The 19,778-nt window shown below is 71.0% G+C and carries 22 protein-coding genes; 16 read left to right on the forward strand and 6 right to left on the reverse strand.

All coding sequences use genetic code 11. The features are described 5' to 3' along the window. Positions 1-19 precede the first annotated feature (19 nt). From CLV67_RS24180 to CLV67_RS24210, 7 genes are all read left to right on the forward strand, one after another. Positions 20-1,960 (forward strand): phage holin family protein, encoded by a 1,941-nt coding sequence (locus CLV67_RS24180; RefSeq protein ID WP_106322649.1) that lies wholly within the window; start codon positions 20-22, stop codon positions 1,958-1,960. Between the two features lie 35 nt (positions 1,961-1,995). Beyond that, a complete protein-coding gene (locus CLV67_RS24185; RefSeq protein WP_106322153.1) occupies positions 1,996-2,829 on the forward strand; it encodes a class II glutamine amidotransferase in 834 nt (277 codons plus the stop codon). A 62-nt stretch (positions 2,830-2,891) separates the two neighbouring features. Next, positions 2,892-4,253, forward strand: a complete 1,362-nt coding sequence (locus CLV67_RS24190; protein ID WP_106322651.1) for an amino acid permease — start codon at positions 2,892-2,894, stop codon at positions 4,251-4,253. After that, the gene (locus tag CLV67_RS24195) at positions 4,250-5,470 is read left to right on the forward strand and encodes an arginine deiminase (RefSeq protein ID WP_106322155.1); all 1,221 of its coding nucleotides are present in this window, start codon (positions 4,250-4,252) and stop codon (positions 5,468-5,470) included. The genes CLV67_RS24190 and CLV67_RS24195 overlap by 4 nt, the downstream gene beginning before the upstream one ends. 11 nt (positions 5,471-5,481) lie before the next feature. Beyond that, complete coding sequence (argF, locus tag CLV67_RS24200; protein WP_106322157.1) at positions 5,482-6,483, forward strand: ornithine carbamoyltransferase; 1,002 nt, start codon at positions 5,482-5,484, stop codon at positions 6,481-6,483. Beyond that, complete coding sequence (gene arcC, locus CLV67_RS24205; protein ID WP_106322159.1) at positions 6,483-7,430, forward strand: carbamate kinase; 948 nt, start codon at positions 6,483-6,485, stop codon at positions 7,428-7,430. The genes argF and arcC overlap by 1 nt, the downstream gene beginning before the upstream one ends. A 97-nt stretch (positions 7,431-7,527) precedes the next feature. Beyond that, complete coding sequence (locus CLV67_RS24210) at positions 7,528-8,295, forward strand: metallophosphoesterase family protein (RefSeq protein WP_106322161.1); 768 nt, start codon at positions 7,528-7,530, stop codon at positions 8,293-8,295. On the opposite strand, the gene CLV67_RS24215 is transcribed toward CLV67_RS24210, so the two are convergent. After that, positions 8,267-8,755: a hypothetical protein gene (locus CLV67_RS24215; RefSeq protein ID WP_106322163.1), complete on the reverse strand. Its 489-nt coding sequence runs from the start codon at positions 8,753-8,755 to the stop codon at positions 8,267-8,269. The genes CLV67_RS24210 and CLV67_RS24215 overlap by 29 nt on opposite strands. 112 nt (positions 8,756-8,867) lie before the next feature. Here CLV67_RS24215 and CLV67_RS24220 point away from each other — a divergent pair, with 112 nt between their 5' ends. Then, on the forward strand, positions 8,868-9,413 hold the full coding sequence (locus CLV67_RS24220) for an Rv1733c family protein (protein ID WP_106322165.1): 546 nt from the start codon (positions 8,868-8,870) through the stop codon (positions 9,411-9,413). 33 nt (positions 9,414-9,446) lie between these two features. Then, positions 9,447-10,832 carry an MFS transporter gene (locus tag CLV67_RS24225; RefSeq protein ID WP_106322167.1) on the forward strand — a complete coding sequence of 462 codons (1,386 nt, stop codon included), beginning with the start codon at positions 9,447-9,449 and terminating at the stop codon, positions 10,830-10,832. Positions 10,833-11,024: 192 nt separating this feature from the next. On the opposite strand, the gene CLV67_RS24230 is transcribed toward CLV67_RS24225, so the two are convergent. Genes CLV67_RS24230 through CLV67_RS24240 form a run of 3 tightly spaced genes read right to left on the reverse strand, consistent with a single transcriptional unit; the run spans position 11,025 to position 12,866 of the window. Then, positions 11,025-11,945: a YihY/virulence factor BrkB family protein gene (locus CLV67_RS24230; protein ID WP_106322169.1), complete on the reverse strand. Its 921-nt coding sequence runs from the start codon at positions 11,943-11,945 to the stop codon at positions 11,025-11,027. Next, positions 11,942-12,355: a DUF7144 family membrane protein gene (locus CLV67_RS24235; protein ID WP_106322171.1), complete on the reverse strand. Its 414-nt coding sequence runs from the start codon at positions 12,353-12,355 to the stop codon at positions 11,942-11,944. The genes CLV67_RS24230 and CLV67_RS24235 overlap by 4 nt, the downstream gene beginning before the upstream one ends. Before the next feature lie 4 nt (positions 12,356-12,359). Continuing rightward, positions 12,360-12,866 (reverse strand): DUF1269 domain-containing protein, encoded by a 507-nt coding sequence (locus CLV67_RS24240; protein WP_106322174.1) that lies wholly within the window; start codon positions 12,864-12,866, stop codon positions 12,360-12,362. 144 nt (positions 12,867-13,010) lie between these two features. Here CLV67_RS24240 and CLV67_RS24245 point away from each other — a divergent pair, with 144 nt between their 5' ends. Next, positions 13,011-13,553 carry a hypothetical protein gene (locus tag CLV67_RS24245; RefSeq protein ID WP_106322176.1) on the forward strand — a complete coding sequence of 181 codons (543 nt, stop codon included), beginning with the start codon at positions 13,011-13,013 and terminating at the stop codon, positions 13,551-13,553. A 99-nt stretch (positions 13,554-13,652) separates the two neighbouring features. On the opposite strand, the gene CLV67_RS24250 is transcribed toward CLV67_RS24245, so the two are convergent. Then, positions 13,653-14,966: a diacylglycerol/lipid kinase family protein gene (locus CLV67_RS24250; RefSeq protein ID WP_106322178.1), complete on the reverse strand. Its 1,314-nt coding sequence runs from the start codon at positions 14,964-14,966 to the stop codon at positions 13,653-13,655. A gap of 142 nt (positions 14,967-15,108) precedes the next feature. Between CLV67_RS24250 and CLV67_RS24255 the strand changes: the two genes are divergently transcribed. Genes CLV67_RS24255 through CLV67_RS24275 form a run of 5 tightly spaced genes read left to right on the forward strand, consistent with a single transcriptional unit; the run spans position 15,109 to position 17,806 of the window. Beyond that, entirely contained in the window at positions 15,109-15,966 is an 858-nt protein-coding gene (locus tag CLV67_RS24255) for a M48 family metallopeptidase (protein WP_239166328.1), read from the forward strand. A 5-nt stretch (positions 15,967-15,971) separates the two neighbouring features. Next, positions 15,972-16,208 carry a hypothetical protein gene (locus CLV67_RS24260; protein ID WP_106322180.1) on the forward strand — a complete coding sequence of 79 codons (237 nt, stop codon included), beginning with the start codon at positions 15,972-15,974 and terminating at the stop codon, positions 16,206-16,208. Further along, the gene (locus CLV67_RS24265) at positions 16,189-16,875 is read left to right on the forward strand and encodes a potassium channel family protein (protein ID WP_239166327.1); all 687 of its coding nucleotides are present in this window, start codon (positions 16,189-16,191) and stop codon (positions 16,873-16,875) included. Before CLV67_RS24260 ends, CLV67_RS24265 begins: the two co-directional genes overlap by 20 nt. Continuing rightward, on the forward strand, positions 16,872-17,270 hold the full coding sequence (locus CLV67_RS24270) for a DUF7144 family membrane protein (RefSeq protein ID WP_106322182.1): 399 nt from the start codon (positions 16,872-16,874) through the stop codon (positions 17,268-17,270). The genes CLV67_RS24265 and CLV67_RS24270 overlap by 4 nt, the downstream gene beginning before the upstream one ends. Positions 17,271-17,275: 5 nt before the next feature. Next, positions 17,276-17,806: an HdeD family acid-resistance protein gene (locus CLV67_RS24275; RefSeq protein WP_106322657.1), complete on the forward strand. Its 531-nt coding sequence runs from the start codon at positions 17,276-17,278 to the stop codon at positions 17,804-17,806. A gap of 473 nt (positions 17,807-18,279) precedes the next feature. On the opposite strand, the gene CLV67_RS24280 is transcribed toward CLV67_RS24275, so the two are convergent. Next, positions 18,280-18,720 carry a DUF2231 domain-containing protein gene (locus CLV67_RS24280; RefSeq protein ID WP_106322184.1) on the reverse strand — a complete coding sequence of 147 codons (441 nt, stop codon included), beginning with the start codon at positions 18,718-18,720 and terminating at the stop codon, positions 18,280-18,282. Between the two features lie 186 nt (positions 18,721-18,906). Between CLV67_RS24280 and CLV67_RS52025 the strand changes: the two genes are divergently transcribed. Beyond that, entirely contained in the window at positions 18,907-19,770 is an 864-nt protein-coding gene (locus CLV67_RS52025) for a hypothetical protein (protein ID WP_170153972.1), read from the forward strand. Positions 19,771-19,778 lie beyond the last annotated feature (8 nt).

Genomic DNA, 19,778 nt, shown 5'->3' on the forward strand with positions numbered 1-19,778 from the left:
CTCGCCGACACTGACGGCCATGACTCGGGCTCTGTGGACCGTCCTGACCGGCGCGGTGGTGACGGGCCTCGTCATCGGGCTGCTGCCGGGAATCTCCGCCGAGGACGGCTGGGCGGTGCTGGTGGCCGCGATCCTGCTGGGTGTGTTCGGCGCCGTGCTGCGCCCGTTGCTGGTCTCCCTGCTCTCGGCGATCGGCTGGGCCGGGGTGGTGGCCGGCTGGCTGGTCGCGCAGGCACTGCTGGTGTGGGCCGCGCTGCATCTGACACCGGGCGTGCACGTGGACGGGTTCTGGTCCGCCTTCTGGGCCGCCTGGCTCGGCGCGGCGCTGATGACCGCAGGGTCGTGGCTGGTCACCGCCGGGCAGCCGGGCGTTGCCACCCGGCATCTGCTGCGGGTCAACCGGCACTTCCGGCGCAGCGTGCCGCCGGACACCACACCCGGCGTCATCATGATCCAGATCGATGGGCTGTCCGCGCCGCTGGCCCGCTGGGCGGTAGAGGCCGGCAACCTGCCGACGCTCGGCCGTTGGCTGCGGTCCGGCACCCACCTGCTCACCGAGTGGCACGCCCGGCTGCCGGCGACGACGCCGGCCAGCCAGGCGGGGCTGCTGCACGGCGCGAGCGATCGGGTCCCGGCCTTCCGCTGGTACGAGAAGACGACCGGCCGACTCGTGGTGACCAACCACCCGGCGGATGCCGCGCTGGTGGAGTCACGTGGCTCCGACGGCCGCGGCCTGCTCGCCGACGGCGGTGTCAGCGTCGGCAACGTGTTCTCCGGCGACGCGCCCACCTCGCTGCTGACCATGAGCACCGTCCCGGACCGCCGGAGCGGGCCGGCCCGCTATCTGAGCGCTTACCTGCTCGACCCGTTCGGGCTGACCCGGTCGCTGGTGCTGACCGTCGGCGAGATCGTCACGGAGCTGCACCAGGCCCGTCGCCAGCGGTTGCGACAGGTGGAGCCGCGGATGCGCCGGGACTGGCGGTACGTGCTGCTGCGCGGGGCCACCAATGTGCTGCTGCGGCACCTCAACCTGGCCGTGATCGCCGAGCAGATGATGCGCGGGGCGCCCGTGGTGTTCTGCGACTTCGTCGACTACGACGAGATCGCCCACCACGCCGGCCCGGCCCGGCCCGAGGCGCTTGCCTCGCTGGAGGGCATCGACGGGGTGCTGGCCACTCTGGAGGAGGTCGCGGCGAGCACGCCCCGGCCGTACCACTTCGTGGTGCTCTCCGACCACGGGCAGAGCCAGGGCGCCACCTTCCTCCAGCGGTACGGGGTGACCCTCGACGAGCTGGTGAAACGGCTGACCGCGGCCGGTGAGGTGACCGCCGTCGACACCGGTGAGCAGCGGGGCCGGGCCGCCGCCCTGCGGGCCGGGCTGGGCCGCGACGAGGGGGAGCGGCCCGGCCCGGCCGACCCCGCGCGCCCGGAGATCGTGGTGGCGGCCGGCGGCAACCTGGCCCTGGTCTACTTCGCCCGGATGGCCGGCCGGGTCACCCTCGAACAGATCGAGGAGCGGCACCCGGCCCTGCTCGCCGGGCTCACCGGCCATCCCGGCGTCGGCTGGGTGATGGTTCGCTCCGCCGTGGACGGGCCGGTCGTGCTCGGCCGTTCCGGCAGGCGTCGCCTGGCCGACGGACACGTCGACGGGCTCGATCCGCTGATCGGGTTCGGGCCTCACGCCGTCGCCGACCTGGTCCGTCACGACCGCCTGGAGAACACCGGTGACCTGCTGATCAACAGTTTCTGGGATCCGGTCGCAGGGGAGGTGGCCGCCTTCGAGGAGCTGATCGGCTGCCACGGCGGGCTCGGCGGCGACCAGGACCGGCCCGTGCTGATCCACCCGCGCACGTTCCCGGTGGCCGGTGAGCCGGTCGGCGCGGACGAGGTGCACCGGCTGCTGTGCGGCTGGCTCGAGAAGGTCGGCTGCCGTAATCCGGACCTCATCCGCCGAGGGTGAGCCCCGCGCCACCGCCCGGTGGCCACCATGTCGGCATGTGCCGCTGGCTTGCGTACTCCGGATCCCCGATCCGGCTCGAAGAGCTCCTCTACCGGCCGCGTTACTCGCTGATCGACCAGAGCCTGCACTCCCGTCTCGGGGTGGAGACCACCAACGGCGACGGCTTCGGCATCGGCTGGTACGTCCCGGGAGCGCCCGAACCCGTCCTGTTCCGGGGCGTCGGCCCCGCCTGGAACGACCCGAACCTGCGCGAGATCGCCAGATCCACCACGTCGCCGCTGTTCGTGGCGCACATCCGGGCCAGCACCGGCACGCCGGTGCAGCAGACCAACTGCCACCCGTTCCGGTACCGCAACTGGCTGTGGGCCCACAACGGGTCGATCCGCGACTTCCACCGGCTCAAACGCGACCTCGTTCTCGCCGTCGACCCCGAGCTCTACACCTCGATGACCGGCTCGACCGACTCCGAGGTGATGTTCTACCTGGCCCTCACCTACGGGCTGCGCGACCGGCCGGTCGCCGCCGTGGAACGCATGGCCGGACTGGTCGAGTCGGTCGGGCGCGCGTACGGCGTACCCGATCCCCTGCAGATGACCGTGGCCACCACCGACGGTGACCGGACCTGGTGTTTCCGCTACTCGAGCGAGGGGCACAGCCGCTCGCTGTTCTACAGCACCGAGATGTCCGCTCTGCGGCGGCTCTACCCCGAGCAGGAGTCGCTGCGCGGCCTGTCCGAGGAGACCCGGCTGGTCGTCTCCGAACCGCTCGGCGAGCTGGCCGGGGCCTGGCAGGAGGTGCCCGAGTCCAGCTACGGCGTGATCCAGAAGGGCGACGACGAGCTGGGCCGCTTCGAGCCCGCGATGCCCTGAACCGTTCATCTCATCCGGCCGGAGTGATGTCCGGCCGGACCCGCACCGAGAGGCTGGCCTCCATGACCCAGCTGGACAAGGCGGCTCCGGCGGCGGAGACCCGATCCCTCGGGTTGCCGCAGGCCACCGCACTGATCCTCGGCACCATCATCGGCGTCGGGATCTTCAACCTGCCCTACTCGCTCGCGTCGATCGGCCCGATCAGCATCGTCGCGATGGTCCTCACCACCGTCGGTGCGCTGGCCCTGGCCCTGTTGTTCGCGCGGCTGTCGAAACGGATGCCGGCCGACGGCGGCCCGTACGCCTACGCCCGCGCCGCCTTCGGTGACGGTGTCGGTTTCGCCAACGCCTGGTCCTACTGGATCACCGCGTGGGCCGGCAACGCGGCGATCGTGACCGGCTGGGTCTTCTACGTCGAGAACTTCGTCAACTCCGACGGGATCGTCGGCTGGTCGATCGTGATCGCGCTGGTCGGCATCTGGATCCCGGCGCTGATCAACCTGACCGGGGTCAAGAACATGGGCTTCGTCCAGTTCTGGTCCACGGTCGTCAAGTTCATCCCGCTGTTGATCATGTCGACCGTCGGGTTGTTCTTCATCAGCACCGCCAACTTCAGCCCCGCCAATGTCAGCGGCGAGACGAATCTGCAGGCGATCGGCAGTGCCATGGCGATCTGCCTGTTCAGCTACCTCGGCGTCGAGTGCGCGGCGGTCGCCGCGGCGAAGGTCCGCGATCCCGGCAAGAACGTGCCGAAGGCCACGGTCATCGGCACGCTCGGCGCCGCGGTCGTCTATCTGCTGTCGATGGTCGCGGTCTTCGGGATCGTGCCGACGTCGGTGCTCGCCGAGGACGCCAACAAGGCCTCCTATTCGGTGGCCTTCAACACGATGGCCGGCGGCGGCGACTGGGCCGGTGACCTGGTGGCGCTCGCCGTCATCATCTCCGGGTTCGGCGCCCTCAACGGCTGGACCATGATCTGCGCCGAGATGCCACTGGCCGCCGCGAAGGACGGACTGTTCCCGAAGCTGTTCGGCCGGATCTCGAAACGGGGGGTCCCGGCCGCCGGCATCATCGCCTCCAGCGTGCTGGCCAGCGTCGCCATGGTCGTCAGCTACGCCGGTGCGAGCGGCGCCACGGTGTTCAACACCCTGGTGCTGATGAGCGGCATCACGGCGGCCGTCCCGTACGCCTTCTCCGCCATGGCCAAGCTCAAGTGGCACCGCGAGGGTGGTGCCGGGGACCTGATCATCGCCGTCCTGGCCCTGGTCTTCTCGATTCTCTTCATCTGGTACTCGCGCAACTCCGGTGATGAGTGGTTCGTCGTCTGGGGACCGTTCCTGATGGCCGGCGCCGCGGGTCTCATCGGCATACCCGTCTACCTGTCCATCCGCAAAGGGATCAAAGAAAGCGGGAGCACAGCATGAGCTTTCACGTCGACTCCGAGACCGGCCGGCTCCGGCAGGTGATCCTGCACCGACCCGGTGTCGAACTCAGCCGGCTCACCCCCGACAACGTCCGCGACCTGCTCTTCGACGACATCCTGTGGGCCCGCCGGGCCCGCGAGGAGCACGACGCCTTCGCCGAGGTCCTGCGCGAGCGCGGGGTCAAGGTGCACTACTTCGCCCGGCTGCTGGCCGACGTGCTCGACATCCCGCAGGCCCGCACCTGGGTGCTGGACCGGATCGTCACCGACGACACCGTCGGCCCGACCCTGTCCGCGCCGCTGCGGCGGCTCGCCGAACAGGCCGACAGCGAGAAACTCGCCGACTACCTGATCGGCGGGGTGCTCAAGAACGAGCTCGCCGGGTTCACCGTCAACAGCCTGCGCTGGGAGCTGCTCAGCGCCGACGACTTCGTGCTCACCCCGCTGCCCAACCACCTGTTCCAGCGGGACAACTCGGCGTGGATCTACGGTGGCGTCAGCATCAACCCGATGGCCATGCCCGCCCGGATGCGCGAGTCGGTGCACAGCTCGGCGATCTACCGGTTCCACCCGATGTTCAACCTGGCCGACTTCACCGTCTGGTACGGCGGTGACGACGCACCGCACCAGCCTGCCACCCTCGAAGGCGGCGACATCCACGTGCTCGGCAACGGCGCGATCATGATCGGGCTGGGGGAGCGGTCGACCGCGATGGGCGTGGAGAACCTGGCCCGCAGCCTGTTCTCGTCCGGCGCGGCCACCAAGGTGATCGCCATCGAGCTGCCGCACTCGCACGCCATGATGCACCTCGACACGGTCATGACCATGATCGACCGGGATACCTTCGTGATGTACCCGTACCTGCAGGAGTCGCTGCGGTCGTGGACCGTCCTGCCCGCCGACGACCCGGACGGGCTGCAGGTGGTCCGCAACGACGACCTCTTCGCCACGATCGCCGAGACGATCGGCGTCGACAAGATCCAGATCCTGGAGACCAACGAGGACGTACGCGCCGCGCAGCGCGAGCAGTGGGACGACGGCAACAACTTCCTGGCCGTCGAACCCGGCGTGATCGTCGGTTACGAACGCAACGTCACCACCAACACCTACCTGCGCCGCCAGGGGATCGAAGTGATCACCATCGCCGGCGGCGAGCTCGGCCGGGGCCGTGGCGGCCCCCGCTGCATGACCTGCCCGATCGAACGCGACGCTGCCTGAGGAGTTCGGACATGTCCTTCAACCTGCGCAACCGCAGCTTCCTCAAGGAACTCGACTTCACCCCGGCGGAGTGGAAGTTCCTGCTCAAGCTCGCGGCCGAGCTCAAGGCCGCCAAGTACGCCGGCACCGAGGTGCCGCGGATCTCCGGCAAGAACATCGCGGTGATCTTCGAGAAGACGTCCACCCGGACCCGCTGCGCCTTCGAGGTGGCCGCCCACGACCAGGGCGCACACGTCACGTTCCTCGACCCGGGCAGCACCCAGCTCGGCCACAAGGAGTCGGTGAAGGACACCGCGCGGGTGCTCGGCCGCTTCTACGACGCTCTCGAGTACCGCGGCTTCGGCCAGGAGAACGTGGACATCCTCGCCCGTTACGCGGGTGTGCCGGTGTGGAACGGGCTCAGCACCGAGTGGCATCCCACCCAGACCCTCTGCGACATCCTCACCATGCGTGAGCACACCGTGAAGCACGACAACGAGGTGGCGTTCGCGTACCTCGGCGACGCCCAGAACAACGTCGCCAACTCGCTGCTCATCGGCGGCGCCATGATGGGCATGGACGTCCGCATGGTCGCGCCGTCGTCCCGGTGGAACCCGGACGAGGTGATCAAGGCGGCGCAGAGCATCGCCGAGACCACCGGTGCCCGGATCACCCACACCGAGGACGTGACCGAGGGCGTGCGCGGCGCCGACTTCCTCTACACCGACGTGTGGCTGTCGATGGGCGAGTCCAAGGACATGTGGGACGAGCGGATCGGGCTGCTCAAGCCCTATCAGATCAACATGGACGCGGTACGGGCCACCGGGAACCCGGCCGTGAAGGTCATGCACTGCCTGCCGGCCTTCCACGACCGGAACACCAAGGTCGGCCAGGAGATCTACGAGCACACCGGCATGGAGTCGCTGGAGATCACCGAGGAGGTGTTCGAGTCGCCGTACTCGATCGTCTTCGACCAGGCCGAGAACCGCATGCACACCATCAAGGCGATCATGGTCGCCACCCTGGGGTCCTGATGCGCATCGTCATCGCGATCGGCGGCAACGCGCTGCTCGAACGCGGCCAGAAGCCGGACGCGGCCGTGCAGCGGGCCAACACCCTGCGCGCGGTCGCCGCCCTGGCCCCGCTCGCCGCCGAGCACGAGGTCGTCATCACGCACGGCAACGGGCCGCAGGTCGGCATGCTCGCCCTGCAGAGCGCGGCCGACCCGACACTCGCGATCCCGTACCCGTTCGACGTGCTCGGCGCACAGACCCAGGGCATGATCGGCTACTGGCTGCTGCAGGCCCTGCAGAACGCGCTGCCCGGCCGGCAGGTCGCCGCGATCCTCGACCAGACCCTGGTCTCGGCCGCCGACCCGGCGTTCCAGAAGCCCACCAAGTTCGTCGGCGCCGTCTACGACGAGCAGACCGCCCGCCGGTACGCCGACGAGCGCGGCTGGGCGATCGCCCCCGACGGCGCCATGTGGCGGCGGGTCGTCCCGTCACCGCGGCCGCAGCGGGTCGTCGAGACCCGGATCATCCGTCAGCTGCTCGGCGCCGGCACGATCGTGGTCTGCGCCGGAGGCGGTGGCATCCCGGTGATCCGTGACGAGAACGGGCGGCTCACCGGAGTCGAGGCCGTCGTCGACAAGGACCTGGCCACCGCGGTGCTGGCCGAGTCCCTGGACGCCGACGCGCTGCTGCTGCTCACCGACGTGTCCGCGGTCGTCCGCGGGTTCGGCGGTCCCGACCCCCGGCCCATCAGCCGGGCGACCCCCGCCGAACTGCGCCGGGAGGACTTCCCGGCCGGTTCGATGGGGCCCAAGGTGGAGGCGGTCTGCCGTTTCGTCGAACTCACCGGCGACCTGGCAGCGATCGGCGCTCTGGAGGACGCCGCCGCGATCCTCGCCGGCAAGGCAGGAACGGTCGTGACTCCGGGCGGCGATTACGGCGGCCCGAGCGACCTGCGACCGCCCCGGTGAGTGCGACCACCCCACCGGCGAGCGGTGCAGCGCCGCTCGCCAGGCCGGCCCGACCCGGACGCCGCCGGGCCGGGCCGGCCCCTTACCCGGTGCTGCCGTGAACCGGCCGGTCGTCGTCGCGCATCTCTCCGACCTGCACCTCGGAGCGCACGACCCGGCCGCCGTCGAGAGCGTCGCCGCCGATGTGGCGGCGGCGCGACCCGACCTCACCGTCGTCACCGGGGACCTCACGATGCGGGCCCGGCCGGGGGAGTTCCGGCGGGCCCGGGAGCTGCTCGACGCGCTTCCCGGGCCGGTCCTCGCCGTTCTCGGCAACCATGACCTCCCACTCGGCTCGTGGCGGCGAGTGCTTCGTCCGTACGACCGATGGCTCTCCATGATCGACGCCGACCCGGAACCGATCCGCCGCGCCGAGGGTGTGACCGCCCTGGGGTTGACTTCGATGCCCTGGTGGCGCTGGAAGAACGGCCGCGTCGGCGACCGGGAGGCCGGTGTGGTGGCCCGCACTCTCGGCACGGTGCCCAACGGGGACGTACGCGTGCTCGCCCTGCACCATCCGCCGCTGGCCACCGGGACCGCCCGGCTGTTCGGCGCCCCACGGCTGCTCGCCGCGGCCCGGCACGCCCGCGTCGACCTGGTGCTGGCCGGGCACACCCACGTCCCCGACGTGCGCGTGATCGGCCGCCAGGTGTTCGTCGTCGCCGGTACCGCGACCAGCCTGCGCACCCGCGGCACGCCCTGCTCGTGGAGCCTGATCAGCGTCGACCGCGGCGACACTGTCGTCCGCGAACGCCACTTCGGCCCCGGCGGCTGGCGGGTCCACCGGGTGGTCTCCGTCAGTGCAGGAGCGTCTTCAGGACGATGAGGGCCGCACCGAACATGCCCGCCACCAGCGTCGACACCAGACGCTCGAGCGGGTGCAGGCGACCGCCCGAGCCGATCCACCAACCGGCCACGCACAGCAGGACGGTGGTGCAGACCAGCGCCGAGATCTCGGCCCGCTCCAGCGAGAAGCCGGACAGCCGGACCGCGATCAGGACCAGCAGCGGCAGCGTGCTCGCCGTGATCATCTCCCAGCCGGTCGTCAGCTGGTGCCGCACCGTGTGCCAGGTCGGCCGGTGCCCCTCGTGGATGCGCTCGGCCACGATCCGCGCGTAGCGTTCGGCCAGCCAGTAGATCGTCAGCGTGGCCAGCACCGCGATCACCGTCCGGACCGCCGTCGTCGCGTGCGACGCCACCAGCACCGCCGCGCCCACGATCAGGCCGTAGATGCCGGAGGCGGTGGCCTCCTCGGTCTCGTGCCTCAGCCGAACCCAGACCGGCATACCGACCCCCTCGCTCGTGGTGTGCCAATCCCGAGCGTCGCCGAGCCGTCGCCCGCACTCCTCATCCGACGGGGATGAACCGTCCGGGGCCCGCGCCGACGATCCTTCGGACATGTTCGCCCGGAAACGCAATCCCCTCCTGCGCCGCTCGGACCGCATCGAGATCGTGATGCTGGTCGGACTCTTCGCGTTCTTCCTGCTCGGAGCCCCCATCCTGGCCTGGTGGACGGCCGGTCTCAGCTATCGGTCCGATCAGCGGGCCATCGCCTGGGAACGCGACAACCTGCACGAGGTCACCGCCGTCCTCGACCGCGCCACCGCGGATCGGCAGGCCACCCCGTACACCGCGCGGGCCTCCTGGAAGGCGCCGGACGGGACACCCCGGAGCGGGTCCATCGCCGTCACCTCCGGGGAGCAGCCGGGCGACACCGTCAAGATCTGGGTCAACAACGAGGGGGACGTACGTACGAAGCCCGGCGGCCGTAACCCCGTCGGGAAGGCCGCGCTCGTCGCCATCGTGGTCGTGGCCTCCGTGGCCGCCGCGACCAACGGGCTCCGCCGGCTCGGCGTGGCCCTGCTCGACCGGCATCGGGCCCGCGCCTGGCAGCGCGCCTGGAGCGACGTCGGACCGCGATGGAGCCGTGACCTGCTCCCGTAGACCCCTCCCCGTCACTCGTAGAGGCGGTGCACCATGACCGAGCGCTTCCCGGTCGGGCTCAGACGGGCGCTGATCGCGTTCGCGCTGGCACAGTTCATCTGCAGCTTCGCCGGTTCCAACATGAACGTGATGATCACCGACATCAGCAGGGACCTGAACACGGACGTCCAGGGCGTACAACTGGCGATCACCCTGTTCCTGCTGGTGATGGCGGCCCTGATGATCCCCGGCGGCAGGCTCACCGACGTGCTCGGCCGCAAGTGGTGCCTCCAGCTCGGCCTGCTGCTGTTCGGCACCGGCGCGCTGCTCAGCGCCGTCGCACCCAGCCTCCCCGTCCTCGTCATCGGGTACTCGATCTTCGAGGGCGTCGGGACGGCACTGCTCATCCCGCCCGTCTACATCCTCACCACACTGCTGTTCAAAGACATCGGGTCCCGTGCCAAGGCGTTCGGCGCGATCAGCGCGATGGGCGGCATCGGTGCCGTCGCGGGCCCGCTCATCGGCGGGTTCATCGCGTCCGCGATCGACTGGCGTGCCGCGTTCGTCCTGCAGGCCGTCATCGTCCTGGCGATCGTGCTGCTCAGCCGTAGGGCCGTCCACGACCCGCTGCCCGCCGACCGGTCCCAGCGCTTCGACGTCGGCGGGGCCGTGCTCTCCGCGGTCGGGCTGGTCCTGATCGTGCTCGGCATCCTCGCCGCCGACCAGGAGCCGATGCTCACCGTCGGGCTGGTCATCGCCGGCGTGCTGGTACTGGTGTGGTTCTTCGCCGGCGTCCGCGCCAAGGAACGGGCCGGCCGGGAACCGCTGCTGCCCACCCTGCTGTTCCGCAACCGCACGTCCAACCTGGGCCTGATCACCCAGAACATGCAGTGGCTCATGGTGATGGGCACGTCCTTCGTTGTCTCCACCTACCTGCAGGTGGTCAAGGGCTACAGCGCCATCGAGACCGGCGGCGTCTTCACCGCCACCACCGTAGGTGTGCTGCTGTCCTCCCTGTTCGCCGAACGGATGGCCCGCCGCCGCGCCCAGCGCACTCTGATCCTCGCCGGGTTCGCGGTCACCGTCGGCGGTATCGCGCTGCTGCTCACCCTCGGCCGGGCCGTCCACAGCATCTGGGCCCTCATTCCCGGGCTGTTCGTCATCGGGGTCGGGCTGGGTGGCATGCTCACGCCGTCGGTCAACGTGGTGCAGAGCAGTTTCGGCGAGGATCTGCAGGGCGAGATCTCCGGCCTGTCCCGCAGCGTGTCCAACCTGGGTTCGTCACTGGGGGCCGCGCTGGCCGGCACGATCCTGGTCGCCGGCGTGGACAGCGCCAACCCGGGCCGCGCCTACCTGTGGGCGATGCTCGCGGTAGCCGGCGCCGGCGTGATCGGCTTGCTAACAGCCTGGTTCCTCCCCCGAACCCGCCCCGCCACCTAGCCCGCCCCGCCGCCCGCGCCGCCGCGCCACCCCTGCCTCCGCGCCGCCTCCCCGCCCCGGCCGGCTCTCAGCGCTGTTCCGAGCCGTCGATACAGCGCTGGCTGCTGGCCGGACCCGGGGCGGTGAGAACCACGGCCATCCACACGGAGCGGGAGCCGTCGACGGGCGGCAGGCCGCGGCCGGAGACGACGGTCAGGTGGGTGGGGTTCGGAGGGTGTAGTCGATCCGGGCGGCGGGGATCCGCTCCTGCTCGCGGGCCAGCAGCGACATGGCCCGCGCGTCGGCCGCCGTCGGCCGGGCCGGGTCGAGGGCTCGCGGCCACAGCCGGGCGTGCCGGACGGCGGCGATCTCGGCGGCCAGCACCAGGACGTTGCCGAGCAGGTACAGCAGCGTGAAGATGCCGGCCACGGTCGCGAACGCCCCGTACACCCGCCCGGCCCGGCGGACCAGGTCGGGCAGGACGAGCGCGCCGAGGTTGAGCAACCCGGTGATCCCGGCGGCGCCGATCACCGCGGCGGGCCACAGCGACCGCAGCGGCGCGGGCCGCATCAGCAGGATCCGGGTGACGGCGAGCAGCACGCCCGCGGCGATCGCCCACGCGCCGAGCAGCGCGACGGGCGCGGCGAAGGCGGCCACCGTCAGGGCGCCGATGGTCACGGTCCCGGCCAGGATGGCCGCCAGGGCGGCCATCGCCCGCAGATAGAGGGAGACGAGGCCGGCTCGCTTGCGGATGGGCACGTGGGCGACGTGATTGAGTGTTTCGTACGCGCTGAGCCCCACCCCCGTACCCGAGAAGATCAGTCCGAAGACTCCGAAGATCAGGGCCGTGTAGGACGCCGACAGCGCCGCCATCGACGACTCGATCCCGGGCTGCAGGGCCGGCGGCACGATCGCCGTGATCATCTCCTGGCGCAGCTCCGGGCGCCGGGCCAGTACCTGGGACACGGCGGCCACCCCGAGCAGCAGGGTCGGGAAGAGACTGAGGAACCCGTAGTAGGTGATCAGCGCCGCCTCGCGGGGCCCGCCGTCGTCCAGGTATTTACGAACCACCGCGTACCCGAAGCCGAGCGGGCCCCACCGTCGTTGCAGGTCGTCGATCCGTCGCAGGTTCACGTGCCGTACGCGTCGGCGACCTCGCCGCCGTGCGCCGCAGTCGCGTAGATCACGATCACGGCGAGCACGATCGCGATGCCCGACCACACGGGGTGGCCGGCGGCGAACACGAAGTTGACCAGCGCCGATCCCGTTGCGAGCAGGATCGCCACCAGGCGGGCCCACTTCAGCCCGCGGATCAGCGCCCACCCGTCGGCGATGGCGACTACGCCGATCACCAGGTGGGCCCAGGCGAGCCCGGTCCAGCCGATCGGGAGGAGGAGCCCGGCCCGGGTGCCCGCCAGCACCTCGGGCCGGAACAGGGCGATCAGTCCGACGTAGGTGTGGACCGTGCCGAGGAGGACCAGGATCACGCCGCCGAAGAGGACCCAGGCGACCCACCCGGTCGCCCGGCTCTGTTCCACACGCATGACGTCACTGCGCCGCGGTGGCGGTCTCCGGGCCGTGCAGAGCCTCCTGCAGCTCCTCCTCGACGTCCTTCGGCAGCGAGGACTTCAGGACCGTGCCGCCGAACTTGGCCAGCGCCGACACCGCACGGTCGGTCGTGACGTGCTCGACGACCAGGAACAGTGCCGACGTTCCGGGCTGCAGCAGGTCCCGTACCTGCTTCTGGAAGTCTTTGTTGATCGCGTTCTTGGCGAGTTTGCCGGTGAGCGCACCCATGCCGGCGCCGACGGCCATGCCGAGGATCGGGATGAAGAACAGGATCCCGAAGAAGAACCCCCAGAACATGCCCCAGCTGGCGCCGGCCGCCACCTCGTGGTGGCTGGTGGTGACGTGGAACTTCCCCTCCCGGTCGCGGATGATCGCGGCGATGGCGTCCGGCTGCAGGATCAGGTCCTTGGCGAGCTGGTGCGCTTCGATCGACGCGGCGGTGGCGGTCGTCTCGTCGGGGTACCCGATGGCGATCAGGGTTGCCATGAGTGTTCCTTCCTTCGTTTGGTGACCGTCCCAGTGCATCCGCAGCGTTCGTCCGCGTCCTCACCCGCGCCGGATGAGGCGCTGTCCGGGCGCCCGGCCGGAGGATCGTTTTCGACAAGGCCGCCGAGCGGAGGAGTGGAAGAGATGTCCATCGGTCCCGTCCAGCTGATCGTGCTGGGTTTCCCGCATCCGAACTTTCATGGCGAGGTGATCGCGGAGCTGGAGCGGCTGCGGCAGAGCGACACGGTACGGGTGATCGACGCTCTCGCCGTGTACAAGGACACCGACGGTGAGCTCGAGGTGGAGCACCTGAGCAACCTGACCCAGGAGGAGGCGGTGGAGCTGGGCAGCAAGGTCGGCGCGTTGATCGGCCTCGGTATCGAGGGGGAGACCGGTGCGGTGGCCGGCGCGGAGCTGGGCGCTGCCGCGGCCGCCGACGGGGTGGCGATCTTCGACGACCCGAAGGCGTGGGACCCGATCGCCGAGATTCCGCCGGACAGCGCCGCGGCCCTGCTGCTGATCGAGCACCACTGGGCGGTGCCGCTGCGCGACGCGATCGCCCGGGCCGGCGGCTTCCGCCTGGCCGACGGGTTCATCAGCCCGCTCGACCTGGTCGGGATCGGGTTGCTGGCGGCCGAGGAGGCCAAGGAGTTGCACGACCTGGAGACGGCCGGGGCCGTCCGCTGAGAAGGGAGCCGACGATGTTCGCTACCAGGAGAGTCGCCCGTTCGACCGGCCGGCGCACCGCCCGCCGCGTGACACGACGGACGGCCCGGCGGCGCTAGTTCAGACATTGACTTCAGGGGTACTGCGGCGGCCGGCGAGAGCCAGCCGCCGCAGTCGTGTCCAGTCCATCTCGGGCGGTGCGGGCCGGGCGCCGGGCCGGTGCCGGGGTACCCGGACGCGCAGGGCCGCGGGCCGGATCACGCAGTGCACCGGCGTGGGCAGCATCACCGACTCCCCGTCGATGCCGACCGGCACGGCCGGGGCGTCGGCGTCGACCACGGCGGCGGGGGCGGTACGGAAGGTCAGCGACCGTGCCCGCCCGCGCCCGCTGATCAGGCGCGCGGCGTCGGCGGATCCACGGACCGTCACCGCCAGCACCCCGAGCACGCCGAGGTCGAGTCGCGGCCGGTGACCGAGCCCCGCCACATCGCCGGTGGTGTACGGGTTGTTGCTGATCAGCACGGCCTGGGAGCCGGTGACGGTCGTCCCGTCGACACTGAGCCGCAGGCGCGGCCCGTCGGCGCCGGTGAGCGCGTCCGGCAGCATCTCCAGGGCGGTGCCGGTCTTGTCGTCGCGGTAGGCGGGGCTCTGCACCACCGCCGCGTACGCCCCGAACGACGCGTTGTTGACGAAGGTCCGATCACCGATCAACCCCAGGTCGACGTGCAGCTCGACGCCGTCGGTGAGCGCGTCCAGGCACGTCGACGGGTCTTTGCGGTCCAGCCCGAGGTCGAGCGCGAAGTGGTTGCGGGTGCCCGCCGAGATCACCAGGAACGGCACCCCGTGCTCGGCGGCGACCCCGGCGACCAGCGCCTGTGTGCCGTCACCGCCGGCCACGCCGAGCAGGTCGGCGCCGTCGCGCAGCGCCTGCCGGGCCACCTCGGCGACGTCCACGGCCGGACCGTCCAGCAGGAACACCCGTGCACCGAGCGTGCGGGCGCGTTCGACGAGGTGGAAACGTTCCACCTTCCCGCCTCCCGAACGAGGATTCATGATCAGGTACGGGCTGCGAGGCGCCGCCGTGACGAACTCCCGCGGCCTGTCACCGGGGCCGGTGAGCGCCTGCCGCCCGGCCGCCACCGCGAGCACCCACAGCACCCCGGCGACGATCACCACCCACAGCAGGCGATGTCGCATGTAGACGATCGCGACCGCCACCGGCGACAGCACCACGACCGTGCCGGCGAGCCATCGCCACAGGCCGCGATGGGTGAGGAACCACCAGGCCGCGGCGAGCCCGGCCGCGCCGCCGAGGGCGGCGGCCAGCAGCAGGGCGACACTGCCGCGCAGCCCCGCGACCGCGAGCAGCAGCACGGCGGCGCAGGCCACGGTGAGGAACGAGAGGCGGGCTGACCAGACGCTGCTCCGCGACATGGCGGAACTCCTTTCGGCGTACGCCAGGGATGGTTTGCAGCGTCGCGCCGGAGACCGTGACCGGTCCTCATTCCGGTGGGATGAGGCGCGGAGGCGCCGTTCGGCGGAGTGTCGGGCCAAACCGGGAGACAGGAGAACCGCCGTGTCCACGCCGTCCAGGCACAACAGCAGATTGCGGCATCCCGCGGAGCTGCCCTTCTACGTGTTCATGGTGATCCTCAACGTGATCATCGTCGTGTTCATCGTGCAGGCCGCGATGACTCTGCCGTTCCTGCCGGAACGCCTCGAGAACACCGGATGGGCCACCGCGGTCCGGTCCGCGTTCATCGGACTGCTGCTGTTGGTGCCGACTCTGATCGTGATCCGCGAGACGCAACGGGCGTCGATCCGCGGCACGGCCGTCGAGCTGTCACCGAAGCAGTACGGGGACCTCTACCGCACCATGGATGAGTACTCCCACAAGCTGGGACTCAAGCGTCGCCCCAACCTCTATCTGGCCAACGGCAACGGGACCCTGAACGCGTTCGCCGCCCAGGCCACCGGCCACGACTACGTGGTGCTCGCCAACGAGTTGTTCGTCAACCTGCAGCAGAACAACAAGGACGGACTGCGCTTCATCCTCGGCCACGAGCTGGGGCACATCCGGCTGCACCACGTCTCGCTCTGGTACCAGCTGTCGGTCGCCTACTCGGAGCGGATCCCGCTGCTCGGCCCGGCGCTGTCTCGCCTGCGGGAGTACTCGTGCGACCGGCACGGCGCCCACCTGGCCCCGCTCGGCGCGACCGGCCTGGTGCTGCTCGCCTCCGGCCGGCACACCGAGCACACCACCGACATCGAGCAGCTGGTCCGGCAGGGCCAGGCACTGCGCGGCTTCTGGGTGGGTCTCGCCCAGCTGCCGATGTCCCATCCGTTCACGGTGCGCCGTCTCGAGCGGCTGTTCCGGCTCGGCCTGTTCCAGTCCCGGGTCCGCGGCCCGGAATCAGTGATCCCGGAGGGGTGATGGCCATGCCCGATGCGACATACCAGGTACGGGTCTCGGGAGTGATCCCCGACGAGCTGCTGGCCGAACTCCGCGACCTCACGGTCAGTGTGGAACCGCCGGAGACCGTCCTGCACGGCTCGTTGCCGGATCAGTCGGCGGTGGTGGGGCTGATCTCGCGGATCCACGGTCTCGGGCTACGCCTCATCGAGGTCCGCCGGCTGCCGGCCCAGGACGGCCCGGGTGCGGGTCCGCCCTTCTGAGCACACCCGCAGCGGGTACGGCCTGGTGCTGCTGATGATCGTCGGCACCTACGTGCTGGCCCTGCTCGCGGGGGACCGCTGGATGGTCGCGCTGCTGCTGTTCGTGCAGACCCTCACGGTGTGGCAGGCGCTGCGGGTGTCGGGAGCCCGGCTCGGCATGCGCCTGGCCGCGGCCGGAGTGTTCGTGCTCTCCCTGGTCGTGGCTGGGTTCAACCTGGTCGCCCACGACTCGCCGGTGGTCGGGTACACGTTCCTGGCGGCCAGCGCCCTGTACCTGCTGGCCCCGTTCTCGATCCTGCGCTACCTCGGCGCCCGCCGCGTCGTCGACGCGCAGACCATGATGGGCGCCCTGGCCGCGTTCCTGCTGATCGGCATGGCGTTCGGCTTCGGCTACGAGTGCCTGGCCGCGATCCAGTCCGGGCCGCTGTTCGGCGACCGGGGCGATCCGAGCCTGTCCGAGGCGCTCTTCTTCAGCTTCGTCACGATGACCACCACCGGGTACGGCGACCTGGTGCCGGCCACGAATCCGGCACAGACGATCGCCGTGCTGGAGGCGTTGACCGGGCAGCTCTTCCTGGTCACCGCCGTGGCCAAGGTGGTGGAGAACTGGCGTCCGCGGAACTGGGATTCCGCCGACGAACCGCCCACCTCAGGAGACCCGAAATGACGACGCAAACCACCCGGCCGAGCGCCTGGCTCGGCATGGTGATCTTCAGTGGCGTGATCGTCATGTTGCTCGGCAGCTTCCAGCTGATCGAGGGCATCGTGGCGATCGGCATGGACGAGCACTACTTCACCACCAGCTCCGGGCTGGCGGTCGACTTCAACTACACCGTGTGGGGTGTGTTCCACTCGATGCTCGGCCTGCTCACGATGGCCGCCGGCCTCGGTGTACTGGCCGGGAAGATGTGGGCCCGGGTCATCGGCATCGGCGTGGCCGCCATCAGCGCCCTGGGCAACCTGCTCTTCCTGCCGGCCCAGCCGTTCTGGTGCACGCTGATCATCGCGCTGGACGTGCTGGTGGTCTACACCCTCGCGGTGCACGGCAGAGAGGCACGGTGAGCGCGATGTCACGTACCTGGATCTGGCTGCGCCTGGCCGCCGGCATCTTCGCGGTGGTCCTCGGCATCGTCGCGTTCGCCTGGCCCGAGGCCACCCTGCGGGTGGTGGGCCTGCTCTTCGGGCTCAACCTGCTGCTGATGGGCGGCATCCGCATCCTGCAGTTCCTCGTCGCCAGTGAGGCGCCGGCGCTGCACCGTGTCTTCGGCGTGCTGCTCGGCCTGGTCGTCGCCGGTGCCGGTGTCGTCTGCCTGGCCGACGTCGCCACATCACTGACCCTGATGCTGCTGATCGTCGCGATCGGCTGGCTGCTCGACGGGCTCGGCGAGATCTTCCTGTCCGTCGGCAGGGGACAGCCGGGCGGCGGCTGGCGCATCGCGCTGGGCGTGCTCGTCGTACTCGCCTCGATCGCCCTGCTCGTCTGGCCCGGCCTGGGCCTGGCCACGTTCATCCTGATCGGCGCGACCACCCTGATCTTCGCCGGCATCTGCATCGTCATCAGCGCGATCGCCGGTCTCCGCGCGCCGCGCGCCGCCTGACCCTCCGCGCGGCAGGACTGGCGGTGCGGCTCGTTCACGAGCCGCACTCCAGGCTTCCGGCCGGCACGGGCGGCAGCGGTGTTCCCCGGCCGCGTCGGGGAGCGCGGCCCGATCCGGTGCGGGAGCGGTGTTGTGCAGGGCCGGTGGTGTGCGGCGGGATCGCACGTAGCGGGCTGCGCGCGACCCCGCCGTCGTGACGGCGACGGCAGGCGTCCACGGGCCGGCAGTGTGGGACCTCACCGTTGTTGCCGGCGACGTCGGGAGCACGCGCGAAGCCCGAGCGTGCGTCCCGCGGTTCGCGGGGCGGCTGCGGCGGCACGCGGAACCGCCCGCCGGATCGTTCGGCGGCCCCGGGTCGCGCGGAATCCGCGGGCAGCGAGCGGGTGGCGAAGCGGGGCAGTCTGAGGGCGCCGCTCAATCTGCCGGATGCCCGCAACACAGCGGGCCGGGTCAGCGGGGGAGGCGCGGGCGGGTCAGCGGACGGGTTCGGCGACCGGGGCCCGCGGGTCGGCGAACCGGCCCCCGAACCAGGCGCCGAACGCGGCCACCAGCAGCCCCGCCACCTCGAGCAGCAGCAGCCCCGGCTCGACGGCCCGGTCCGGGCCACGGACCCGCAGCAGGGCCAGCACCGCGAACACGATGAGCACCCCGACGTCCAGCAGCAGGCTCAGGAATCCGATCCGGGCGGCGGCCGGGCCCCGCGCCGTGACCGCGTCGTAGCCGGCCGCCACCGCGGCGAGCAGGCCGCCGATCAGACCGGCCACGATGTTCCAGAAAGCCAGCGTGCCGACCATCGCGGGCGCACCGAGCAGCGTCGCGGCGTCGAAGACGAACGCCATCCAGAACAGACCCAGCGGGAACATCAGCAGCAGCGGTTGCACGCCGTGGCCGCCGAGTCGGAGTCGGCTCTGCATGCGGTGGCCCCCTGCCGTGTACGCCTCGCTCACCGGACCGTCCCAGCGTCGATCGGCGGCTGCGCGGCGACGTCATCCCCGGTGGGTGAATCGCCCGCATCCGGCCCGGCTCATCCGGGGCGAGGGATGTCCGGACGCCGTACGGCCCGGAGTCTGAGGCCAGTCGCAGAGAGGGAGAGAGCGATCATGAGACGACTGCTGCCGATTGGCGTGGCGTTCTGCCTGCTGGGGCTCACGGCGTGCACCGGGGAGGGCGACGTCGGCTCACTCCCGTCGACACGCCCGTCGGTGGAGGCGACAGCCGATCGCACCCTGCCGACCCGGACCGAGGAGCCGGAGCCGACGAAGACGACCGAGAAGCCGGAGCCGACGAAGACCACGGAGAAGCCCGAGCCGACCAGGACGACCGAGAAGCCCGAGCCCACGAAGACGCAGGACCCCGAGCCGACGAAGACCACCGAGAAGCCTCAGCCGGTGGAGACCCGTACCGTCGAGGTCACGGTGACCAAGGTGCCGGTCGAGACCACCACGACGACGAAGGCACCCGAGCCGGAGGAGTCCTCGGCGGCGGTCGTCGTGGTCGCCGCGGAGGAGGACAGCGGCGGATTCCTCGGCTGGCTGCTGCTGTTCCTGCTGTTCGCCGGGCTCGCCGCGGCCGTGCTGATCGCCCGCTCCCGGCGTACCTCCACCTGGGACACCGAGGCCGCCGCCCTGGCCGCCGAGACCCGGATGCTCACCGAGTCCCGCGTGCTCAGCGTCCTGGGCATGCGCGAGCCGGACCGCCGCGCCATGGCCTGGCCGCCGATCCGCGAGGACCTGACCAGCCTGTCGGTCCGCTGGGGCGCGCTCGGCGGTCAGAGCATCGACGGCGCCCGCCAGGCGAAGGCGAACGGCCTGTCGACCCTGCTGCGCGATCTCGCCGTCGCCGTCGACGCCGAGAACGAGGCGCTGGTCAGCGGCCGGGAGTGGCAGCTGCTGCGCCCGCAGATCGAGCAGCTCCTCGACACCATCGAGGTCACCCTCACCCCGACCGAGTCGCCGATCCGCTGACCGGCCGT

The sequence above is a fragment of the Actinoplanes italicus genome, from assembly GCF_003001815.1.
Classification (GTDB): domain Bacteria; phylum Actinomycetota; class Actinomycetes; order Mycobacteriales; family Micromonosporaceae; genus Actinoplanes; species Actinoplanes italicus.

Excerpts from the sequence above, each read along its gene's own strand:
- CLV67_RS24180 (WP_106322649.1), top strand. The coding sequence starts at position 20 with ATGACTCGGGCTCTGTGGACCGTCCTGACCGGCGCGGTGGTGACGGGC.
- CLV67_RS24185 (WP_106322153.1), top strand. The coding sequence starts at position 1,996 with ATGTGCCGCTGGCTTGCGTACTCCGGATCCCCGATCCGGCTCGAAGAG.
- CLV67_RS24190 (WP_106322651.1), top strand. The coding sequence starts at position 2,892 with ATGACCCAGCTGGACAAGGCGGCTCCGGCGGCGGAGACCCGATCCCTC.
- CLV67_RS24195 (WP_106322155.1), top strand. The coding sequence starts at position 4,250 with ATGAGCTTTCACGTCGACTCCGAGACCGGCCGGCTCCGGCAGGTGATC.
- argF (WP_106322157.1), top strand. The coding sequence starts at position 5,482 with ATGTCCTTCAACCTGCGCAACCGCAGCTTCCTCAAGGAACTCGACTTC.
- arcC (WP_106322159.1), top strand. The coding sequence starts at position 6,483 with ATGCGCATCGTCATCGCGATCGGCGGCAACGCGCTGCTCGAACGCGGC.
- CLV67_RS24215 (WP_106322163.1), bottom strand. The coding sequence starts at position 8,755 with ATGCCGGTCTGGGTTCGGCTGAGGCACGAGACCGAGGAGGCCACCGCC.
- CLV67_RS24220 (WP_106322165.1), top strand. The coding sequence starts at position 8,868 with ATGTTCGCCCGGAAACGCAATCCCCTCCTGCGCCGCTCGGACCGCATC.
- CLV67_RS24225 (WP_106322167.1), top strand. The coding sequence starts at position 9,447 with ATGACCGAGCGCTTCCCGGTCGGGCTCAGACGGGCGCTGATCGCGTTC.
- CLV67_RS24235 (WP_106322171.1), bottom strand. The coding sequence starts at position 12,355 with ATGCGTGTGGAACAGAGCCGGGCGACCGGGTGGGTCGCCTGGGTCCTC.
- CLV67_RS24240 (WP_106322174.1), bottom strand. The coding sequence starts at position 12,866 with ATGGCAACCCTGATCGCCATCGGGTACCCCGACGAGACGACCGCCACC.
- CLV67_RS24245 (WP_106322176.1), top strand. The coding sequence starts at position 13,011 with ATGTCCATCGGTCCCGTCCAGCTGATCGTGCTGGGTTTCCCGCATCCG.
- CLV67_RS24250 (WP_106322178.1), bottom strand. The coding sequence starts at position 14,966 with ATGTCGCGGAGCAGCGTCTGGTCAGCCCGCCTCTCGTTCCTCACCGTG.
- CLV67_RS24260 (WP_106322180.1), top strand. The coding sequence starts at position 15,972 with ATGCCCGATGCGACATACCAGGTACGGGTCTCGGGAGTGATCCCCGAC.
- CLV67_RS24270 (WP_106322182.1), top strand. The coding sequence starts at position 16,872 with ATGACGACGCAAACCACCCGGCCGAGCGCCTGGCTCGGCATGGTGATC.
- CLV67_RS24275 (WP_106322657.1), top strand. The coding sequence starts at position 17,276 with ATGTCACGTACCTGGATCTGGCTGCGCCTGGCCGCCGGCATCTTCGCG.
- CLV67_RS24280 (WP_106322184.1), bottom strand. The coding sequence starts at position 18,720 with ATGCAGAGCCGACTCCGACTCGGCGGCCACGGCGTGCAACCGCTGCTG.
- CLV67_RS52025 (WP_170153972.1), top strand. The coding sequence starts at position 18,907 with ATGAGACGACTGCTGCCGATTGGCGTGGCGTTCTGCCTGCTGGGGCTC.